General features: G+C 43.1%; 22 protein-coding genes. 16 read left to right on the top strand and 6 right to left on the bottom strand.

Annotated elements, in window-relative coordinates; genetic code table 11:
* Positions 1–168 precede the first annotated feature (168 nt).
* Positions 169–1,587, top strand: coding sequence for an NADP-dependent phosphogluconate dehydrogenase (gndA, locus tag PBT90_RS17200; protein WP_264807736.1), 1,419 nt, complete (start codon positions 169–171; stop codon positions 1,585–1,587).
* Positions 1,588–1,684: 97 nt separating this feature from the next.
* Here gndA and PBT90_RS17195 read toward each other — a convergent pair whose 3' ends face one another.
* Both PBT90_RS17195 and PBT90_RS17190 read right to left on the bottom strand, forming a co-directional pair.
* Positions 1,685–2,188: a hypothetical protein gene (locus tag PBT90_RS17195; RefSeq protein WP_264807735.1), complete on the bottom strand. Its 504-nt coding sequence runs from the start codon at positions 2,186–2,188 to the stop codon at positions 1,685–1,687.
* A gap of 135 nt (positions 2,189–2,323) precedes the next feature.
* Positions 2,324–2,887: an LOG family protein gene (locus tag PBT90_RS17190; protein ID WP_270130315.1), complete on the bottom strand. Its 564-nt coding sequence runs from the start codon at positions 2,885–2,887 to the stop codon at positions 2,324–2,326.
* Between the two features lie 345 nt (positions 2,888–3,232).
* On the opposite strand from PBT90_RS17190, the gene PBT90_RS17185 reads away from it, so the two are divergent.
* The 4 genes from PBT90_RS17185 (at position 3,233) to secDF (ending at position 8,023) form a co-directional block, all read left to right on the top strand.
* Positions 3,233–3,808 carry a non-canonical purine NTP diphosphatase gene (locus PBT90_RS17185; protein WP_264807733.1) on the top strand — a complete coding sequence of 192 codons (576 nt, stop codon included), beginning with the start codon at positions 3,233–3,235 and terminating at the stop codon, positions 3,806–3,808.
* A gap of 37 nt (positions 3,809–3,845) precedes the next feature.
* On the top strand, positions 3,846–4,466 hold the full coding sequence (gene udk / locus PBT90_RS17180; RefSeq protein ID WP_264807732.1) for a uridine kinase: 621 nt from the start codon (positions 3,846–3,848) through the stop codon (positions 4,464–4,466).
* A gap of 121 nt (positions 4,467–4,587) precedes the next feature.
* The gene (locus tag PBT90_RS17175) at positions 4,588–4,950 is read left to right on the top strand and encodes a hypothetical protein (RefSeq protein ID WP_264807731.1); all 363 of its coding nucleotides are present in this window, start codon (positions 4,588–4,590) and stop codon (positions 4,948–4,950) included.
* A gap of 94 nt (positions 4,951–5,044) precedes the next feature.
* Positions 5,045–8,023: a protein translocase subunit SecDF gene (gene secDF, locus PBT90_RS17170; RefSeq protein ID WP_264807730.1), complete on the top strand. Its 2,979-nt coding sequence runs from the start codon at positions 5,045–5,047 to the stop codon at positions 8,021–8,023.
* Positions 8,024–8,150: 127 nt separating this feature from the next.
* On the opposite strand, the gene PBT90_RS17165 is transcribed toward secDF, so the two are convergent.
* Positions 8,151–8,282, bottom strand: coding sequence for a hypothetical protein (locus PBT90_RS17165; protein ID WP_264807729.1), 132 nt, complete (start codon positions 8,280–8,282; stop codon positions 8,151–8,153).
* Positions 8,283–8,378: 96 nt separating this feature from the next.
* On the opposite strand from PBT90_RS17165, the gene PBT90_RS17160 reads away from it, so the two are divergent.
* The 6 genes from PBT90_RS17160 to PBT90_RS17135 all read left to right on the top strand — a co-directional run bounded on the left by PBT90_RS17160 (position 8,379) and on the right by PBT90_RS17135 (position 12,518).
* Positions 8,379–8,783 (top strand): molecular chaperone DnaK, encoded by a 405-nt coding sequence (locus tag PBT90_RS17160; protein WP_264807728.1) that lies wholly within the window; start codon positions 8,379–8,381, stop codon positions 8,781–8,783.
* A gap of 2 nt (positions 8,784–8,785) precedes the next feature.
* On the top strand, positions 8,786–9,544 hold the full coding sequence (locus PBT90_RS17155; RefSeq protein ID WP_264807727.1) for a histidine kinase: 759 nt from the start codon (positions 8,786–8,788) through the stop codon (positions 9,542–9,544).
* Entirely contained in the window at positions 9,531–10,286 is a 756-nt protein-coding gene (locus tag PBT90_RS17150; RefSeq protein ID WP_264807726.1) for a sensor histidine kinase, read from the top strand. The genes PBT90_RS17155 and PBT90_RS17150 overlap by 14 nt, the downstream gene beginning before the upstream one ends.
* A 65-nt stretch (positions 10,287–10,351) precedes the next feature.
* On the top strand, positions 10,352–10,978 hold the full coding sequence (locus PBT90_RS17145) for a response regulator transcription factor (RefSeq protein ID WP_264807725.1): 627 nt from the start codon (positions 10,352–10,354) through the stop codon (positions 10,976–10,978).
* 3 nt (positions 10,979–10,981) lie between these two features.
* Positions 10,982–12,025 (top strand): Gfo/Idh/MocA family oxidoreductase, encoded by a 1,044-nt coding sequence (locus tag PBT90_RS17140; protein WP_264807724.1) that lies wholly within the window; start codon positions 10,982–10,984, stop codon positions 12,023–12,025.
* A 58-nt stretch (positions 12,026–12,083) separates the two neighbouring features.
* Positions 12,084–12,518 carry an outer membrane insertion C- signal gene (locus PBT90_RS17135; protein ID WP_270130309.1) on the top strand — a complete coding sequence of 145 codons (435 nt, stop codon included), beginning with the start codon at positions 12,084–12,086 and terminating at the stop codon, positions 12,516–12,518.
* Between the two features lie 75 nt (positions 12,519–12,593).
* Here PBT90_RS17135 and PBT90_RS17130 read toward each other — a convergent pair whose 3' ends face one another.
* Entirely contained in the window at positions 12,594–13,295 is a 702-nt protein-coding gene (locus PBT90_RS17130; RefSeq protein ID WP_264807722.1) for an outer membrane beta-barrel protein, read from the bottom strand.
* 130 nt (positions 13,296–13,425) lie between these two features.
* On the opposite strand from PBT90_RS17130, the gene PBT90_RS17125 reads away from it, so the two are divergent.
* On the top strand, positions 13,426–14,892 hold the full coding sequence (locus PBT90_RS17125) for a glycine--tRNA ligase (protein ID WP_264807721.1): 1,467 nt from the start codon (positions 13,426–13,428) through the stop codon (positions 14,890–14,892).
* A 49-nt stretch (positions 14,893–14,941) separates the two neighbouring features.
* On the opposite strand, the gene PBT90_RS17120 is transcribed toward PBT90_RS17125, so the two are convergent.
* A complete protein-coding gene (locus tag PBT90_RS17120; protein ID WP_264807720.1) occupies positions 14,942–15,292 on the bottom strand; it encodes a hypothetical protein in 351 nt (116 codons plus the stop codon).
* Between the two features lie 104 nt (positions 15,293–15,396).
* Between PBT90_RS17120 and crtD the strand changes: the two genes are divergently transcribed.
* A complete protein-coding gene (gene crtD / locus PBT90_RS17115) occupies positions 15,397–16,857 on the top strand; it encodes a 1-hydroxycarotenoid 3,4-desaturase CrtD (RefSeq protein ID WP_264807719.1) in 1,461 nt (486 codons plus the stop codon).
* 84 nt (positions 16,858–16,941) lie between these two features.
* Here the strand turns inward: crtD and PBT90_RS17110 are convergent, their stop codons facing one another.
* Positions 16,942–17,457, bottom strand: coding sequence for a regulatory protein RecX (locus tag PBT90_RS17110; RefSeq protein ID WP_264807718.1), 516 nt, complete (start codon positions 17,455–17,457; stop codon positions 16,942–16,944).
* A gap of 72 nt (positions 17,458–17,529) precedes the next feature.
* On the opposite strand from PBT90_RS17110, the gene tpiA reads away from it, so the two are divergent.
* Genes tpiA through PBT90_RS17095 form a run of 3 tightly spaced genes read left to right on the top strand, consistent with a single transcriptional unit; the run spans position 17,530 to position 19,365 of the window.
* Positions 17,530–18,291, top strand: coding sequence for a triose-phosphate isomerase (tpiA, locus tag PBT90_RS17105; RefSeq protein WP_264807717.1), 762 nt, complete (start codon positions 17,530–17,532; stop codon positions 18,289–18,291).
* 8 nt (positions 18,292–18,299) lie between these two features.
* Positions 18,300–19,130: a 50S ribosomal protein L11 methyltransferase gene (gene prmA, locus PBT90_RS17100; RefSeq protein ID WP_270130304.1), complete on the top strand. Its 831-nt coding sequence runs from the start codon at positions 18,300–18,302 to the stop codon at positions 19,128–19,130.
* A gap of 46 nt (positions 19,131–19,176) precedes the next feature.
* The gene (locus PBT90_RS17095) at positions 19,177–19,365 is read left to right on the top strand and encodes a hypothetical protein (RefSeq protein ID WP_270130302.1); all 189 of its coding nucleotides are present in this window, start codon (positions 19,177–19,179) and stop codon (positions 19,363–19,365) included.
* Positions 19,366–19,417 lie beyond the last annotated feature (52 nt).

Here is a 19,417-nt window from a genome sequence, read left to right as displayed (position 1 = left end):
TATAGCAAAACCCTAGATCGGGCAGGCACAAATTTATCAATCTTACTAGAAAGCCAACATTCAATCCATTAATTTCGGGCTTCATGCTGGTAAAAATAACGCATATTTATTTCTAACCCTTTGTAGAAATGGGCTAGATGCAAATCAGATAAACAACAATATTTAAAGATGGACAACAGGAATTATGATTTTGGATTAGTCGGCCTCGGTGTAATGGGGCGAAATTTTATTTTGAATGTTGCGGATAACAATTTCAAGGCTTTTGGCTATGATCTGGATCCTGAAAAGGTGGAAGCGCTGAAAACTGAAGGAGGGGATTTGGATAAAGTGAGTGCATCCACAGAGATCCGGACTTTTGTGGATTCCCTTACTTTGCCCCGCAAAATCATGCTGCTGGTACCGGCAGGCAAAATTGTAGATCAGGCCATAGAAAGCCTTTTGCCATACCTGGACAAAGAGGATATTATCATAGATGGTGGAAATTCATTCTTTACCGATACCGACCGACGAGAAGCATATCTTAAGGAGAAAGGGATACACTTTTTCGGATCCGGAGTTTCCGGAGGAGCAGAAGGAGCCAGAAAAGGACCGAGTATCATGCCAGGTGGAGACAAAGCTGCCTATGAGCACGTAAGACCGATTTTTGAGGCGGTTTCTGCCAAATATAAAGGGGAGCCTTGTGTGGCATATTTAGGCCCTAAATCAGCCGGAAACTACGTGAAGATGGTGCACAATGGCATTGAGTACGCCATGATGCAATTGACTTCGGAGATTTATGACCTGCTGAAAAAATCTTGCGACCTATCCAATGAAGCCCTTCATCAGGTCTATTCCAAGTGGAATGAAGGGAGGCTTCAGTCATTTTTAGTAGAAATTACTGCAGAAATTTTCACGCAGAAAGATGAGTTGACGGCTGCTGATTTGGTAGATATGATTTTGGATAAAGCCAAGCAAAAAGGAACGGGTAAATGGACTTCTCAAAATGCCATGGATTTGGGGATTCCTGTGCCTACGATTGACATGGCAGTGAGTATGCGGGAGATTTCTGCACTCAAAGATGAGCGGGTCCAGGCTGACAAGCTTTATTCCAGACCTGAGGTGACTGATAAACCGAAAGAGGAACTGATCGCTCAGGCAGAACAAGCATTATATTTCTCCTTTATCATAGCTTATGCCCAAGGATTGCACCAGCTCATGTATGCGTCCAAGGATTACGGATATGACTTGGATATGGCTACCATTGCCAAAATCTGGAGAGCAGGGTGTATTATCCGTGCAGGACTTTTAGCGGACATCGCCGAGGCTTATACTGCAGATAACTCCATCCCTAATCTGTTGCTTTCTCCATCATTTGTACCAAAAGTACAGGGGACCTTGCCCGCAGTGCGTGAGGTAGTAGCTTATGCTGCACAAAACGGGATTCCTGTTCCGGGGCTTTCCAGTGCTTTAAGCTATTTCGACGCCTATACATCTACTAAGCTTCCGCTTAATCTGATCCAGGCTCAGCGGGACCACTTCGGGTCACATACTTATGAGCGAACAGATAGAGAGGGGATTTTCCATACCGAATGGGGCGGAAAACAGTAGGCAACAATCAGTCTCAGAGATCTGAGCGTAGGAATACAAAAGCTCGTTGAGAAATCAACGAGCTTTTGTATTCCTAGGTAAAGGTGGTATTTCCGGTTTATCCGACTTTTAGTCTGAGTTCCCCATGTCTTTTTACCACTTTGCATTCGAAATGTTGATTGATAAATGCTTTGCAGTGATTTTCGGCCCATTCGGCTCTGGATTCTGTATCGTGAAGCAAGGTCATTCGTAGCATGCTTTTTACATATTGCTCATAAATGCCCAATTCCTGAACATAGGAAATAAAGGCAGCAGACCAGTCTTCTTTAAACTTGTCCAAATGCGTTCTGCCATCAAAAAGCATCTCCAGCTGATTGTCGCCGTGCTTGTACCGGTAAATCCCACAAAGTTGACGGTAGATTAAGCGAACTCGCTCACGGGGAAATTCATACGTGTCCAAAATCTGCGCAAAAGTCTGATCCATCAGGCGCAGGGGATTGTAAAGTAAGGTATACGATCTCTTCAACTCGAATATCATTCGATCAATCATTTTCTCTTCCAGCTCAGATTGAGCTTGACGGAGAATATAATTTTTATCAAGTGGAAATAACTTTTGGATCATTTTGGACTCGTTCTGCCGCAAAAATAAGGAATTATCTTTTTAGGATAATTTTAAATAGTGATAATTCTTGGGTGTACGAAGTCGATGCTAGTTGCACAGGACTAAAGACCTGCCTCATCCAGGATAGTTTTGATCTTACCAGTCTGCTGGCCTCTTGGCTTGATATTTTGCCATTTGGTCCAGCAGATCAGAAGGATCGTCAGAGACGATGAGTAGCTCCTCCTGCTCAGGATACATAAATCCCTGCTCCATGGCATGGTTCAAAAACGCTATCAGTTTATCGTAATAGCCATCAATATTATAAAGTCCCAAGGGCTTTTGGATGTAATGGAGCTGGTTCAAAGTCATGATTTCAAAAAGCTCCTCTAGGGTCCCAATGCCACCGGGCATGGCTATAAACCCATCGCCCCGCTCTGCCATCAGCCACTTGCGGTCACGCATGGTCTCCACTACGATCAGTTCTGTACAGCCGGTGTGAGCCACTTCCCGATCGACTAGTTTCTGAGGGATGATCCCCAATACTTCCTGGCCTGCTTGCAGCATTTCATCAGCGATTACCCCCATGAGCCCGACTCTTCCAGCACCATATACCAAAGAGTGATCTCGCTTCACCATTTCCTGGGCCAATGCCCGAGCTCCTGATTCATAGACCGTACTATCTCCTTTTCTGGAACCGCAATAAATGGTGATTTTCTTCATGACTTGGAATCAAACGTGGAATTCGAAATTACAGGTTTCTATTTTTAATGCACAGGCATAAGGAAGGTTTTACAAAAGCTTAATGGTTCTGGAAGAAATGGGGTTTGGGATAGGAATGGAAGTTATAAGTTCTCCAAAGTAGCGTTTATCAACTCTGCTTCGGTCAAGGGAATAAAATTTAACGGCATGATGGAAGGTATTCAGTAATCGCTATATTTTTGAACTATGAAATCGAGCATGTCGAAGATCGTCTCACACTGGGATGATTATAATGTATGCGAGATTCAATCCCGTTTCCTTCGTCACGGGACAGGTTATGGCCATTGAAATACAAATTACAAACACATGAAAATCTGCTTTGCTACCAATAATCCCAAGAAAATCGAAGAAGTGAAAGCTGCACTCGGTTCGAATTTTGAAATTGTTTCGCTTCAGGATATAGGCTGTCACGAAGAGTTACCCGAAACTGGCGATACGCTGGAGTATAATGCCTTCCAGAAGGCCCGGTATGTTAAAGAGAATTTTGGAGTGGATTGTTTTGCGGATGATACTGGACTGGAGGTGGATGCATTGGCAGGTGAACCGGGGGTGTATTCTGGTCGCTATGCAGGTGAGCCTAGGAGCGATGAGCGAAACATTGATTTGCTATTGAAAAAAATGGAGGGGACGGAGTTGCGATCGGCCAGATTCAAAACGGTTATAGCCTTGTTACTGGATGGGCAGGAGTATAAGTTTGAAGGTATTGCAGAAGGAGAGATTTTGCCGGAGAGAACTGGTCAGGGAGGTTTTGGCTATGATCCGGTCTTTCAGCCTAAGGGATATTCCCAGTCCTTTGCAGAGATTTCTATGGCAGCCAAGAACAGTATTTCCCACAGGGGAAAAGCCGTACAGCAACTTATTACATTTTTGAACCATAGGTAATTCTGTGAAAAGGCAGTAAATAATTTATCTTTGCCCCATGCAAAAACCATTCATTGTTGGCATCACAGGCGGTTCTGCTTCGGGCAAGACCTTGTTTTTGGAGCGATTGCTCAATTCTTTCGAAGCAGGACAGGTTTGCTTGATTTCGCAGGATAATTACTACAAACCTCGTGAAATGCAGCCTATAGATGAGCATGGAGTGCATAATTTTGACCGACCGGAAAGTATAGATTTTGAAGGGTATGCGACCGATATCCGTAAGATCAGAAATGGCGAAACAGTGCAGCGGGAAGAGTATACCTTTAATAATGCTGCCAAAAAACCAAAAATGCTGACTTTCAAATCTGCTCCTGTGATCGTGGTGGAGGGGATTTTTGTGTTGTACTATCCTGAGTTGGCGGAACTTTTGGATCTGAAAATTTTTATAGATGCCAAAGATCACATTAAGCTTAAGCGGAGGATTATCCGTGACAAGGTGGAACGCGGCTATGACCTGGACGATGTGCTCTATCGCTACGAGCAGCATGTGATGCCAACCTACGAAAAGTATATCAAGCCTTTTATGAATGATGCCGATATCATCGTCCCGAATAATCAGCATTTCGATAAAGCACTTGATGTGATTCGTACATTTCTTCGGGCTAGAATCTCAGTTTGATCAAAATTATATTTTCCGTAATCTGCTGATGACGAGTTAATTGATTGGTTTTCAGCAGTGAGTTGCAGAAAATTGAGTGTCAAAATATTTCTATCTAAACATTTTACTATATTTGCGGCGAATGAAAAGAAATCACACAAATAGCAATCTATTCCAGCAGCGCCTCACGGTGATGCTTGCGATGCTGTTGTGTTTGTTTATTTCCAGCATAGAATATATCCCTGATACCACGGATGCGGAAGTCGTGAAGGTCGAGCACCAGGACCAGAACCCTCCTGCAGATCAAGATCAGACTTTTGTGGGAGTAGCGGTAGATGCGGTAGTTCCATTTGTAGTCAACGTTTCCCATCACACCTTATATTTAATCTATGAAATTGTAAGGTATGAAGGATCTACCTTCGTCACCGAGACAGCTTCAGTTTTTCAGCCTAATCAGCTCGTAGAAATACTTTTTGAGCGGATAATATCCACTAAAGGGCCCTGATTCCTTTTTCTCTTACTATGTATCCCCTTAGCTTCCTGATCTTCAGGTAAGCCTCATTTCTGTATTTACAATCAATTAATAATTATAATTTCTCATGCAAAACAAAGGTGTCATTGTGTTTTTGACAGTGATTATTACGGCGCTATGTCTGTATTATCTGTCATTCACATTTGTATCAAATAACATCCAGGAAAAAGCCCAGGTGTACGCGACTGACGCGTCTGGAAATGTGGATTTCTCCCAAAGACAGAGCTATCTGGACTCCATTTGGAGAGAGCCTGTTTACAATTTCCTTGGAGCAGATTTCACTTACCAGGAAGTAAAAGAGACTGAGCTTGGCCTTGGTCTAGACTTACAGGGTGGTATGCATGTGACTTTGGAGGTTTCCCCGGTGGAAATTGTAAAAGGTCTGGCAGGAAACCCTAAAGATGCGGCTTTCAATACCTCAGTAGACGAAGCGCGCGAAGAGGCTAAAACTTCAACTGAAAAGTATGTCGACCTTTTCTATGCGGCCTGGCAAAGAAACAACCCGGACAAAAACCTGAGCAGCATATTTGCGACAGCAGCAAATAGAGGCAGGATTTCTCTTGAATCTTCTGATTCTGAGATTTTGGAAATCATAGACAATGAAGTAGAAAATGCAATCGAGCGTTCTTTCAATATCCTAAGAACACGTATCGATAGATTCGGAACTTCTCAGCCAAACATCCAGAGAATTCAAGGTTCTGGTCGTATCCAGATCGAATTGCCAGGTGTTGATAACCAGGAAAGAGTCCGTAACCTACTTCAGGGTGTGGCCAAGCTTCAGTTTTGGGAAGTGGTAGAAGTAAATGAAATCGGTGGATCTCTAGAAACTATCAATTCCGCTTGGGTAGCTGCAAATAAAGCTACCACATCCACAGAAACTGCTACTGACTCAGTAGCTACTGAACCGCTTTCTGAAGAAGATTCATTGAAAAGTGCGCTTGAGGAGCAGTTGGCTGAGATAGACCCAGCTAATCCAAACAGTAATTCCACTTCTCCGCTTTTCAGCCTGTTGAAACCAAACTATGGTTTGGCGTATGATCTACGTGATACCATGGAGATCAATAAGATCATCAAGAATGAAGACTATGTATCTATGCTTCCTCGTGACATTAAGTTACTATGGGGAGTCAAGCCGTTTGTGGCTGAAGATGGATCTGAGACTTTGGAGCTTTATGCGATCAAAGCTGAAAGAGGTACAGACGAAGCTCCTCTGGAGGGAGATGTGGTGACTGATGCCCGTCAGACGCTAGACCAGACTTCCAGACCAGCGGTATCCATGCAGATGAATGCAGAAGGTGCCAGAAAATGGAGAAAATTAACTTCTGAAAATATCGGAAGAAGAATCGCTGTAGTATTGGATGACTATGTGTACACTGCTCCGGTAGTAAACGGAGAAATCCCGACCGGTCAGTCTGAGATTTCCGGCAACTTTACTTTGCAGGAAGCGCAGGATTTGGCAAATATCCTTAAGTCTGGTTCTCTCCCTGCTCCTACGCAAATCGTAGAAGAAAGCATCATCGGACCGACTTTGGGTAAAGAGGCCTTGAATCAAGGTTTACTTTCTATGGTGGCAGGCCTTACTATCGTAGTATTGTTCATGGTGGCATACTATGCTAAAGGTGGATTCATCGCGATTGCCGCTTTGGTGTTCAACGTGTTCTTTATCTTGGGCATCCTGGCTCAGCTAGGGGCAGCATTGACCTTGCCAGGTATTGCCGGTATCGTGTTGACCATTGGTATGTCCATTGATGCGAACGTATTGATCTTTGAAAGGATCAAGGAAGAACTTAGAAACGGTTCCGGTCTCATGGTAGCGATCAATGCAGGTTACAATAAAGCATTCTCGGCAATTCTCGATTCCAATGTAACCACATTCCTTACCGGTGCGATTCTTTACGCATTGGGACAAGGCCCGGTAAAAGGATTTGCTATTGTATTGATGATCGGTATTGCCTCCTCATTCTTCTCTGCGGTATTTATTACCCGAGTAATAGTGTCCTGGATGAGTAAGAAAGGGGATAACAGTTCTATCAGCTTTGCCACTCCATTTGCTAAAAATGCTTTGAGTGCCCTGAACTTTGACTTCCTGAGCAAGCGTAAAGTTGCCTACTTGATTTCCACAGGAATTATTGTGCTAGGTCTTGGTATAGCCGCTGTGAACGGGCTGAAATTCGGTGTAGACTTCACCGGAGGACGTTCTTATATTGTGGAGTTTACAGAAGCTATTCCAGCTGCTGAATTGAAGACTGGCCTGGACTCTGAGTTTGGAGGATCCGTAGAAGTGAAAACCTATGGTTCTAATAATGTATTGAAAGTAACTACTTCCTACTTGGTGAATGAAGACGATGCTGAATCCAATGCTGAGGTAGAATCCAAAGTGAAAGAGGGTATCGCTTCGGTGACAGGCTTGTCATTTACAGAAGATGCGACTACGCTTGCAGATGGTCAATTTGCCATCACCGGATCATCCAAAGTGGGCGCTACGGTAGCAGATGATATCAAAGCTTCCTCCGCTGAGGCTATGATTGTAGCCTTGGTAGTAATCTTCCTTTACATCCTATTGAGATTCCGCAAGTGGCAGTTCTCTTTGGCTTCCATCATTGCCTTGGTTCACGATACCTTGTTTGTGATTGCCGCATTTGCGATTGCGAGTGCATTTGGAGCTACATTCGAGATCGATCAGGTATTTATCGCGGCGGTATTGACAGTGATTGGTTACTCTATCAATGATACAGTGATCGTATTTGACCGTATCCGTGAGAACATCGAGACCCGTGGTACCAATAAGCTGGTGAAAGTATTCAATGATGCGATCAACCTGACTTTGGGTCGTACCTTGATCACTTCCTTTACCACCTTGATCGTAGTGATCGTGCTGCTGGTATTTGGTGGTGAGGTATTGCGAGGATTCTCATTCGCTTTGTTTATCGGTGTTTTGGTGGGTACTTATTCATCGATTTACATCGCTACACCTATTGTAGTGGATTTGATGAAGAGAGAGCTAGACCATGAAAAAGCAGAGAAAGACACCAAAAAAGTGGCTTAATCACCTCAGATAATTATTATCCAAAGTAAAAGGAGCGAATCACCATTCGCTCCTTTTTTTGTTTGGTAAATCCGCTTTTCTGTCGGTAAGGAGGGCCAAGTAATAGAGGAAAGGTTCAATTTTAGAATTAAGGCCGCTTCGGCCTGACTGACGGCAAAGGCAGGTCTCCGGTCACTTGTGCTGAGCGAAGTCGTAGTACCGGTCTGCTGACCAGGTGAGCAAAGAGATATTGGGTACTGGCTTCATTCCGTATATCCATGTTTTTATTGCTAAGACGCTGATAAATTCCTTATCTTTTGGGAAAATATTTCCACATCATTTAATCATTTACAAATTTTTACAAAATCATTTTTCTATGAAAATCGACAAGAAGGACTTCGAAAGCATGAAAGACAAGTATGACAAAGAAGTCAAGAAGGGCAAGCCTGCGAAGGGAGTGAAGGGCAAAGACAAAGACAACCAGACTGACTGGATTTTTGTAACCAGAAAGACGCTAGAGGGACTTCTCGCTAAAGCTGACGAAGATCCTTCAGTAGGAGGGATCCAATTTTACATGACAGAATATACTGAAGAAACCGCTGAAAAGTCTCATCCGGGGCAAGGTGTAGCCTATACCGGCCAATTGGCATTAGTGATGCGTGCGGCTAATTTACAGGAAGGACAGTTGGTATCTGTTGGTCTGGGTGATCCAGAAGATGAATATGAGGAAGGTGATGTGGTCTGCCCTTACCATTGCGAGCCTCCACCCACAAATTCCTAAGAATGAATAGTAGATTTGTACAGATTTTCTTCAGCGAGTACATGATTTTTATCGATGTGCTGACGTTATTGGGTGTATATTTCTTTATTAGATTGTCGCAGGATCAAAGAGGGCAGCTTTATTTTTGGCTTCCCTTTTTGATTTTGATTTTCACTTTTTTGTATGAAAATGCGAGCGCTTACACCTTATACGATTTTGAGTTCAATAAAGCAGTCAATGCCTATTTCGGAAATACAGAATTTCCCATGTTCAATCTATGGTTAAATAATGTCGCACACCTTCAAATAATCACTATTCTATATTTTTTTTTAATAAAATCCTGGCTAGCGCCTTCTAAAAAGAAATACATGAATTGGATGCTTATTGGATTCGTGGTCAGCAGCCAATTCATACAGTTTTCCGGCATTGAGCCTATTCAGTGGTTTCAGCCGATTATATTCAGCATAGGTGCCAATATGATTCTGGTGGGCAGCGGGCTTTATTTTATTGGATTTATGGCTAATGACCTTTACCTGAATTCAAATCCACTGAAACTGGTTTCCTTTTGGCAGATGACATTTATCTTATTTACTTATTCTTTGACGTATATCCATTATGTTGCCATGCCATTCTTGGTAACTTACAATTATGAGCTTGGCAGGTCGATTTCTGAGATTAACCATGTCATGAATGTTTTGAATCTAGCAATACTGGTGTTGACTATCGCTGCACCTATGCTTCCAAGATTATTTGAACGAGAGCCTGCTTATGGATACTGTTGAGAGTTCAGTTTACATCATTATCTTTTCTACTTTATTTCTTGGGGGGATTATGTCCACTTTCGTCATTTCTATGGTTTTTATCCATAGACAACGCCAGGTTCAAAACCGTCAAAAACTAGATCAGATAAAGCTAGAGCACGAAAAAACTTTGCTGAATATAGAGAATGAGATCCAGCAGGAAACCTTGGGACATGTGGGACGGGAGCTGCATGACAATATTGGACAGTTACTCTCCCTGGCCAAGCTGAACTTTGGCTCCATTAAACCTGAAAAACATGCGGCAGGAAGAGAGATTCTCACACAGGCCATTCAGGAGGTTCGCGGCTTATCTAAGGAGCTGAATCTGGACTGGGTAGAGGAAATAAGCATCAATGAATTTATAGCGCAGCAGCTTCAGAAAATCCAGGATACTGGCCACTGTCAGACTTCGCTCGCCGCAGATTATGAACTTCTGGATCTTCCAAAAGACCACAAACTGGTGTTGATCAGAGTTATCCAGGAATCCCTGAACAATGCCCTCAAACATGCCTCTCCGGATAAGATTGAAATCAGTATCACGGCAAATGGGAATAGCAGACAGTTAAGGATCAAGGATGACGGACGAGGATTTGATAGTAGCATGGCCTCTACCGGCAGTGGAATGTTCAATCTGAAAAAGCGAATGGAAACCATCGGGGGGAGCTTTGAACTGACATCTATGGTCGGAAAAGGAACTGAAATCATATTGACCTTGCCAAATTAGAAATTACGCCATAATTTGGGGTTTAATCCCCTGAATAAGTATTTCTTCTTAATTACCCCAAGCTCATGATCAGGATTGCCCTGGCTGACGACCATAAATTATTTGCCAAAGGAATCGAAAGTATCCTCGAAGAAGAGGATGATCTCCAGATAGTCGGAATCTTCCCAAACGGCAGTGAACTCTGCGAATACCTACTAGAAAATGAAGTTGATGTAGTATTGACAGATTTGAATATGCCGATCATGGATGGTTTTGGCGTATTGGAGTTTTGCAGGGAGAATAAGATTCCGGTGAAGATTGTGATTCTTTCCATGTATGATGATGAGAAGATCTACAAGAAGTGCATAGACAAAAAGGCGGATGCTTTTGTGCTCAAGGATGCAGATCCTGATGAGCTCGTTTTCACCGTACATGAGGTGTTTGAGGGCAGGCACGTGCTCAACTTTGAGCGGGTAAAAAAGCAAGCCATCCAAGGGGCATTTTTTGATGCGTTCAGAATGCGATACAGGCTTTCCCGAAGGGAAACCGAAATCATCCAGCTGATCAAAGAAGGTAATCAGAACAAGGAAATTGCGGAAATACTGAACCTCAGCCAGCAAACCGTAGAAACCCACCGAAAAAATATCCACGCCAAACTACAGGTCAGTTCCAGAATAGAACTGGTAAACAAGGCTCACGAAATGAATCTTTAAAATATGAGTAATCCTATCAAAACAGCCATAGTAGGCTTTGGCTCTGTGGCCGAAAAAATGCACGCTCCCTTGATCACGGTATGTCCTGATCTGGATTTGGTGGCTTCGGTAGAGCGTCGCACCAATCGCTGTGAAGAGCTTTATGGAACCCAAACCTTTAGAAGCTTAGAGGACTTGCTCCAGGCCGATGCTGCCGACTTGATAGTGATTACTACACCCAATGAATACCACTTCCCAATGGCCAAGCAGTGTCTGGAAGCAGGGAAGCATGTGGTGGTGGATAAACCTGTGACCATATATGCCCATGAAGCTGAGGAGCTCCATAGACTGGCAGAGGAAAGGGGACTTGTTTTGTCTGTATTTCACAACCGTCGCTTTGACGGAGATTTCATGACCTTGCAGAAATTGGTTCGGGAGGGAGATCTGGGCGATTTGGTTTACCTAGAGTCACATTTTGATAGGTTTCGGCCGGAGGTGACGGAAAACTGGCGGGAGAAGGAAGTGCCTGGAAATGGGATCACATTCGATTTGGGCTCTCATCTGATCGATCAGGTCGTATTGCTTTTTGGTCTGCCCAAGTGGATACAAGCAGATATCAGAAAGCAAAGAACTGGCGCAGTAGCAGATGATTATTTTGATATAATTCTCGATTATGGTTCGCTGAAAGCTAGAGTTACTGCTGGCGCCCTAGTGAATGTGCCTACACCGAAGTTTTTGCTTTTAGGTAAAAAGGGCTCCTATCAAAAGTTTGGGCTGGATGTGCAGGAAGCTGCATTCAAAGCAGGAGAAAAGCCGGAAGGACCATCTTGGGGTGTGGAAAGTGAGGAAAAGTGGGGGAAAGTTTTCCTCAGTGATGAGAGCAGACCTTACGAGACCCTTCCTGGAGATTATAGAATTCTTTATCAAAATGTGGCTGATGTCATTATCAAAAATGCAGATTTGAAGATCAGCATTCCTCAGACCATCAGTGTATTGAAGCTAATAGAGGCGGCTTTTCGCAGCGCAAAGGAAGGAAAGAGAATCAGCCAAGAAGTAGGAGCCTGGTAAGAAAACAGGTTTTTTGGCTGGGGTTTTGGAAAGATTGATTCAGTAAACAAACTGAATCATGAAAAAACTAGTACTATTATCTTTTGCCTTGTTCGCATTCATTTCTCTAGCGAAAGCCCAAGTCAGTGCAGGTGTAAACCTGCAGAGCTCAGAGACCTTTGTCACTATAGGGACAGATCCTTCCAAGCAGATTTTTGGAGAAGCTAGAATCGGAACCGGGGGAGATGTGGGCGTAGAGCTGATGGGGGCTTACAATATCATCAGAAAAGAGGATGTTAATTTCTATGCAGGACTGGGATTAGGTCTAGATGACGATAGAAATCACAATCACGATGATGAGGATGATATTTACATAGCCATATCCATAGGGCTGCTGGTAACACCTTTCAACAGTAAGAATTTAGGTTTGGTGCTCGAAGCCGCTCCAATCCTAGCCGATGATCACGGAGATTACTTCCGAGCCGGATTTGGATTTAAATACACCTTCAGATAAAACCATAAAACCACCAACAACCCAAAAGGTCAGCTCAGCGATGAGCTGACCTTTTTTGGTTTCTGGTTAAAATGCCTACTTATTATTTAGAAAAAAAGATACACCAACGTTGATGGCTGATGCATTCAGACCGATGTTAAATCCATTGGCATTGACTTCAGATTTTTGGTTTTCTGTTTCTTTGTTTTCTCCTTGATGAGAAAAATATAAAAGGTTGGAAGATAGCTCGATTGCCATCCATTTTTTCGGGAAAAAGGAAAGCCCGATGTTAAAGTTACTTTCGAATTTATTGAAATTTTGTTCTATCTCCTCCTGAGTTCCATTAGTGTCTTCTGAAGACTGTAGCTCGTTGATTTTTCCAGTACCAGCATTTATTTCGGCAAATGCTGAAAAACTTTCACTAAATGCAATATATTTCCGGGCAAAAACCCCTATGATTAAGGAATTATTTTTATTCAAATATTCAAAACCTGTAGTGGATCCGTCTGAAAGTTGGATTCTATCTGAAGTTGCTTTATATGAATTAATTCCCAGGTAGGTACCAATGACTAAATTATTGTTCAAAGTGTATCCTAGCTGAGGATTGAAAGTAAATTGGTTACTTTGGACGTTATTGGCAGTGACTACCGAAGGATTGATAATCCTGGATTCTGAATCGTTATTATTATGAGCGTAATTTACTCTGCCTCCAACAAAAATACTACCCTTCTCGATTTGGGCGTTGGTGGAGAAATTAAATAGTTGAAATACCAGTAATCCAAGTAATAATTTTTTCATTTTCGGAGTTGTTTAGCTTAGCTTTCAAGCTTAGACGATTCTAGTGACAAATTAGTTGTATGATGTTTTCTAATTTTGAAGACTTTCATTTTTCTACGTGTATTCATTCATTTTCCCTATTTTTGCGCCTATGGCAAAAACAGCAACTCCTGCGGAAAACGCGCAATTGAAAGATATTATTTCCCATGCCAAAGAGTATGGATTTGTTTACCCTAGTTCTGAGATCTACGATGGCCTGCAGGCTGTGTATGATTATGGGGCTTATGGAGTAGAACTGAAAAACAACCTGAAGCGGCTTTGGTGGGAAACCATGACGAAGGTTCAGGATAATATAGTTGGGATAGATGCAGCTATTTTTATGCACCCTACCACTTGGAAGGCTTCTGGCCACGTGGACTCCTTCAATGATCCTATGATCGATAACAAGGACTCTAAGAAGCGATACCGCGCAGATGTGCTCGTGGAAGAGCATGCGGCGGTATTCGAAAGAGCCGGAGATGTAGAAAAAGCAAATGAACTTACCGGAACTTTAGCGAGATTGCTCGAAGCGGAGGATTTGACAGGGGTGAGGGATTTGATCGTCAATGAAGGCATTAAATGTCCGATCAGCGGCACCAGTAATTGGACGGAAGTCCGTCAGTTCAACCTGATGTTTTCTACTCAGGTAGGCTCAGTAGCAGAGGATGCTTCTACCATTTACCTGCGTCCGGAGACAGCACAGGGGATTTTTGTGAACTTTCTGAATGTGCAGAAAACGGCGAGGATGAAGGTTCCTTTCGGTATAGCGCAGATCGGAAAAGCCTTCAGAAATGAAATCGTAGCCCGTCAGTTTATCTTCAGAATGCGTGAGTTTGAGCAAATGGAGATGCAATTTTTCGTGCGTCCTGGCACGGAGCTGGAATGGTATCAGAAATGGGCGGATATGCGTATGAAATGGCATTTGGCACTGGGAACTCCTGCGGAAAAGCTAAGAAAGCATGATCATGAGAAGCTGGCTCACTACGCCAATGCGGCCATGGATATTGAGTTTGATTTCCCATTTGGATTCAAAGAAGTGGAAGGAATTCACTCTAGAACTGATTTTGATCTGAAGTCCCACCAGGAATACTCCAAGAAGAAGCAGCAATACTTCGACCCTGAGGTAAACCAGAATTACATCCCGTATGTGATCGAGACTTCTATCGGGGCAGATCGTTTGTTTTTGTTGACACTTTGCAATGCCTATACGGAAGAGAAAACGGAAGAGAAAAGCAGAACTTACTTAAAACTTCATCCAGCAATCGCACCTGTAAAAGCAGCAATTCTTCCCATCACGAAGAAAGACGGCTTGCCGGAAAAAGGAAAGGAAATCGTAGAGTTGCTCAAATATGATTTCAATATCACTTATGAAGATGCAGCATCAATCGGTAAGCGCTATGCCCGCCAGGATCTGATCGGAACGCCATTCTGTATCGCAGTAGATCATCAGACTTTGGAAGATAATACGGTCACGATCCGTCATCGTGATACTACCGAACAAGAGCGAGTTTCTATCTCTGAGCTTCATGGAAGAATCGCTGAGGCTACAAGTTTTAGAAGAGTATTTGAGAAGTTGTAAGAAAAGAAAAGCCGTAAAAAATCTCCTGAGATCACACTCAGGAGTTTTTTTAATCAAATTCTATAGGGAACCATATAGATTTATCACTTTCCTCTCTTAGCGTACCATCATCCAATTTTTTGAATGTTAATTCAACCCCAAATTGGTCATTATTTTCAATTTTTATTTTATCTCCCTTGAGTTTGTAGGTGGTGCGGGAGATGATATCTCCGCCATATAATACGTCAGCCACTCCTCCAGCAGAAAGCGTAATAAAACGTCCACAACTAAATTCAGGATTATCCCCAGGGATACAATCTTCAGGTGTATGAGCGTAGCTGCCTAAAATATCCGGCTCCTCAAGTTTATCGCAGGAGATAAAAAGAATGGAGCAGCTAAGTAGAAATAGTAAGTTTTTCATAAAAAGGAAGTTAGGTTCGCTGTCCTTACGTCCTCCTAGCCAAAGTCGCTACATTGAATCTAACTATTTCAAAAATTGCTAGTTTAGAATTTGGAATTCGACGCATGACTAAAAAAGCCATAATCATAGGTTCGGGAATTGCCGGCATAGCTTCCTCCATTCGCTTAGCTTTAAAAGGCTTTCAAGTGGAACTTTTCGAGGCAAATTCCTATCCAGGGGGAAAGCTGTCTGAAATAGAAATTGAAGGGTATAGATTTGATGCCGGGCCATCGCTTTTCACGCTGCCCGAGCAGGTGGATGAGTTATTCCGGTTGGCCGGGAAAAACCCCAAAGACTACTTTGAATATGAAAAACTCGATGTGGCTTGCCAGTATTTCTGGGAAGATGGCACTAGGTTGAAAGCTTACTCCGATCTGAATCTTTTTGCAGAAGAAGTGCAAACCAAGCTGGGCGAACCTGCACAAAACATCCGGGAAGCACTCAGGAAATCAGCATTTATCTACGATAGCCTTGCGCCACTTTTTATGAATCGCTCGCTCCATCAATTGGACACCTGGACGAATCCCCAGGCATTAAAATCTTACTTGAGAATAGGGAAGTTGGGAATCTTCTCCACTATGAATGAGGCGAATCGACAGCAGTTTTCCCACCCAAAGTTGGTACAGCTATTCAATCGCTATGCAACTTATAACGGTTCAAACCCTTATGAGACTCCCGCTACGCTGAATATCATTCCCCATCTGGAATTTAATATAGGTGCGTTTTTCCCGAAAAAAGGAATGCATGACATCACGATGAGTTTATATAAACTCTCTACAGAACTTGGCGTGAATTATCATTTTGGACAGAAAGTAGAAAAGGTTCTAGTGGAAAATGGAGAGGCAAAAGGTATTAGAGTAAAGGGGAAAGATCAGTTCGCTGATCTGCTGGTGAACAATATGGATATGGTCAACGCGTACAAGACCATCCTGAAAGAGGAGAAGCAACCTAAACTTTTGCTCAAGCAACCCAAGTCTAGTTCTGCACTGATTTTTTACTGGGGAATCAAGCGTGATTTTCCTGAGCTTGATCTTCATAATATTTTCTTCTCCGATAACTATGCGCTGGAATTCGAGCATATTTTCAAAAAGGGGACGATCTACGATGACCCTACGATCTATGTAAATATCACTTCCACGCACAAATCAGACGACGCTCCAGAAGGATGCATGAATTGGTTTACCATGATCAACGTCCCGAATAATCAAGAACAGGATTGGGATAAAATGATCGCTGAAGCAAAAAGAAATATACTGCACAAGCTTAACCGAATCCTGAAAACTGATATAGAATCACTGATCGAAGTGGAGGAAATTCTTGATCCCCGTACTATAGAGTCTAAGACTTCCTCGGCCCAAGGCGCCCTTTACGGAAATAGCTCCAATAATAAGTTTGCAGCCTTTCTCCGCCACGCGAATTATTCATCGGCTATAAAAAATCTCTATTTCTGTGGAGGTTCTGTGCATCCTGGTGGTGGCATTCCGCTTTGCTTGCTTTCTGCGAAGATTATGAGTGAGATGATATAGTGTCAACAGACCACCGTCGACGGTCAACAGCTGTCCTGAAACATTAATGATAGATTTTTGAAATTTGGTGGCGGTGGACTGTGGTCAGTCGTCAGTCGACGTATTCAAACTCTCAATCGCTTCCTTCACCAGATCCATTTCAAATCCCCTGTTCATTAAATACTGGATGACCTTGTATTTTTTCTTATAGGCATCTGGTTCTTTTGTGGTATCCCATTTCTTTTCGGTCAGGGTCAAAAGCGTTTCGTAATATTCTTCTGGATCGATTTCTGCTAGTCCTTTTCGTATCAGATCTTCTGGGATTTCCCGCATTTTGAGTTCCATGCGGATGCGGTTTTTACCCCATTTTTTCAGCCTGAATTTGCCTCTGGCAAAAGACCGGGCGAAACGGCTCTCGTTTACAAATTCCTCTTGGACCAATTCTGCGATCAATCGCTCAGCGGGTTCGTCTTTGATTCCTTTTTCGTAGAGTTTGCGCCTGATTTCCCAGGGGCAGCGATCCTGATAGGCACAAAAAGTAGTGAGTTTCTCGAATGCTTCTTCCTGTGACCAGGACTTTTTTCCTGACTCATTTGCCTTATATTTTCCCCAACTGGACATTTTCCGTAATTTTAAATCAAATTATTCATTGAATCTTTTTTTTCAAACCTTAATAAAATTTTCAAACCCATTATGCGCAAGAAAATCGTAGCCGGCAACTGGAAAATGAACATGACTTTCGAAGAAGGTCAGACCCTTACTTCCGAGATCATCAATATGTTGAAAGACGAGCATTCCGGTGATGCTATCGCAATTTTAAATCCTCCTTTTCCTCATATTTTCCCGGTTAAAAAGCTGATTGGTGACGCCAAGGGTGTATTTATGGGTTCTCAAAATTGCTCGGACAAGGAATCCGGAGCATATACCGGTGAGACTTCCGCTAAAATTCTGGCTTCTTTCGGCGTGCAATATGTGATTATAGGACATAGTGAACGTAGGGAATATTTTCAGGAAAGTAATGAGATGCTGGCCGCTAAGGTGAAGTTAGCTTTGGCCAACGGCCTAACCCCGATCTTCTGCTGTGGAGAATCTCTGGAAATCCGTACTGCCGGTACTCATGAGCCAAATGTGAAATATCAGTTGACTGAAAGTCTTTTTGACCTGAGTCCTGAAGATTTCTCCAAAATCGTGATTGCCTATGAGCCGATCTGGGCGATCGGAACTGGGAAAACAGCCAGTTCAGACGAAGCGCAGGAAATGCATGCAGCTTTGAGAAGACACATCGCTTCCAAATACGGCAAAGATATCGCTGACAATACTTCTATCCTGTATGGAGGAAGCTGTAATCCGAAAAATGCCCAAGAGTTGTTTTCCAAGCCAGATGTGGATGGCGGGTTGATTGGCGGAGCTTCATTGAAGTCCCGTGATTTTGTAGACATCATCAAATCATTCTAACTACCCCGATGGATTACCTGGAGTTTAAAATCAAATGCCTGGATGAATTCCGGGAAATCCTGATCGCCGAACTATCCATGATAGGCTTTGATTCCTTCCTCGAAACTGAGGAGGGAATCGATGCTTATGCGCTAAGGTCAGATTTTGATCAAGCGGAATTCGACGAGGTGATCGCAAAGTATAAAGATGAAGCCCAGGTGACTTTGGAGGAGGGGATTCTCCCCAAGGTCAATTGGAATGCAGAGTGGGAGAAAAATTACGATCCCATAGCGGTGGATGATCTGGTCTATGTCAGGGCTTCTTTTCACACTCCACAGCCGCAATACAAGCACGAGATCATCATCAACCCCAAAATGTCCTTTGGTACTGGCCACCACGCCACGACCTTTCAGATGCTCAGGCATCAGGGACAGATTGACCATCAGGGAAAGAGAGTCCTAGACGTAGGGTCCGGCACGGGGATTTTGGCTGTCATGGCGCACCTGCTTGGAGCCAGTTCGGTGGAGGCTTTTGATATCGACGACTGGTGTGTAGAAAACGGCAATGAGAATTTTGACCTCAATGTGCTAGAGACCCGGATGAAGCTTGGAACCATACGAGAAGTCAATCCATCCGGCGAATTTGATATCATTTTGGCCAATATCAACAAGAATGTCTTGCTAGACGAGATGGAGATATACGTCCAGCTGCTGAAAGAGAACGGAGATCTGCTGCTCAGTGGATTTTATACCGAAGATATTGAAGACCTGCAGGCATGTGCCAAGCAGCTGGGGCTGGACTTGGTGTCTAGTCAGAGTAAGGATAATTGGGCAGCTTTGATACTGAAGAAGACTTCCTGAGAAACTCAATAATAATTTCAATATTAGCTTAGTGCTAAACGCAATCATGACCGAACTGATTACATACGCAATAGTATTTGCACTACTGATAGGGCACTGTCTTTTGGCTGGTAAAATGTACCGGACTGTTCATGAGGACCAAGGCTTAAGTCTACAGGAGAAGAATGACTGGAAGTTGAAAGCATTGATTTTCCCAGCCTATTTTTTTGGGAAATACAAGCGCCAAAAAGGATAGCTTTTTTAGGTTTTTGCTAAACCTTTGACCCGAAAAAGGCGAATATAGAGAC

Source organism: Algoriphagus sp. TR-M9 (genome assembly GCF_027594545.1).
Classification (GTDB): Bacteria; Bacteroidota; Bacteroidia; order Cytophagales; family Cyclobacteriaceae; genus Algoriphagus; species Algoriphagus halophytocola.
Note: the sequence above shows the minus strand (reverse complement) of the source record. Positions and strands in the feature narration are given on the sequence as shown.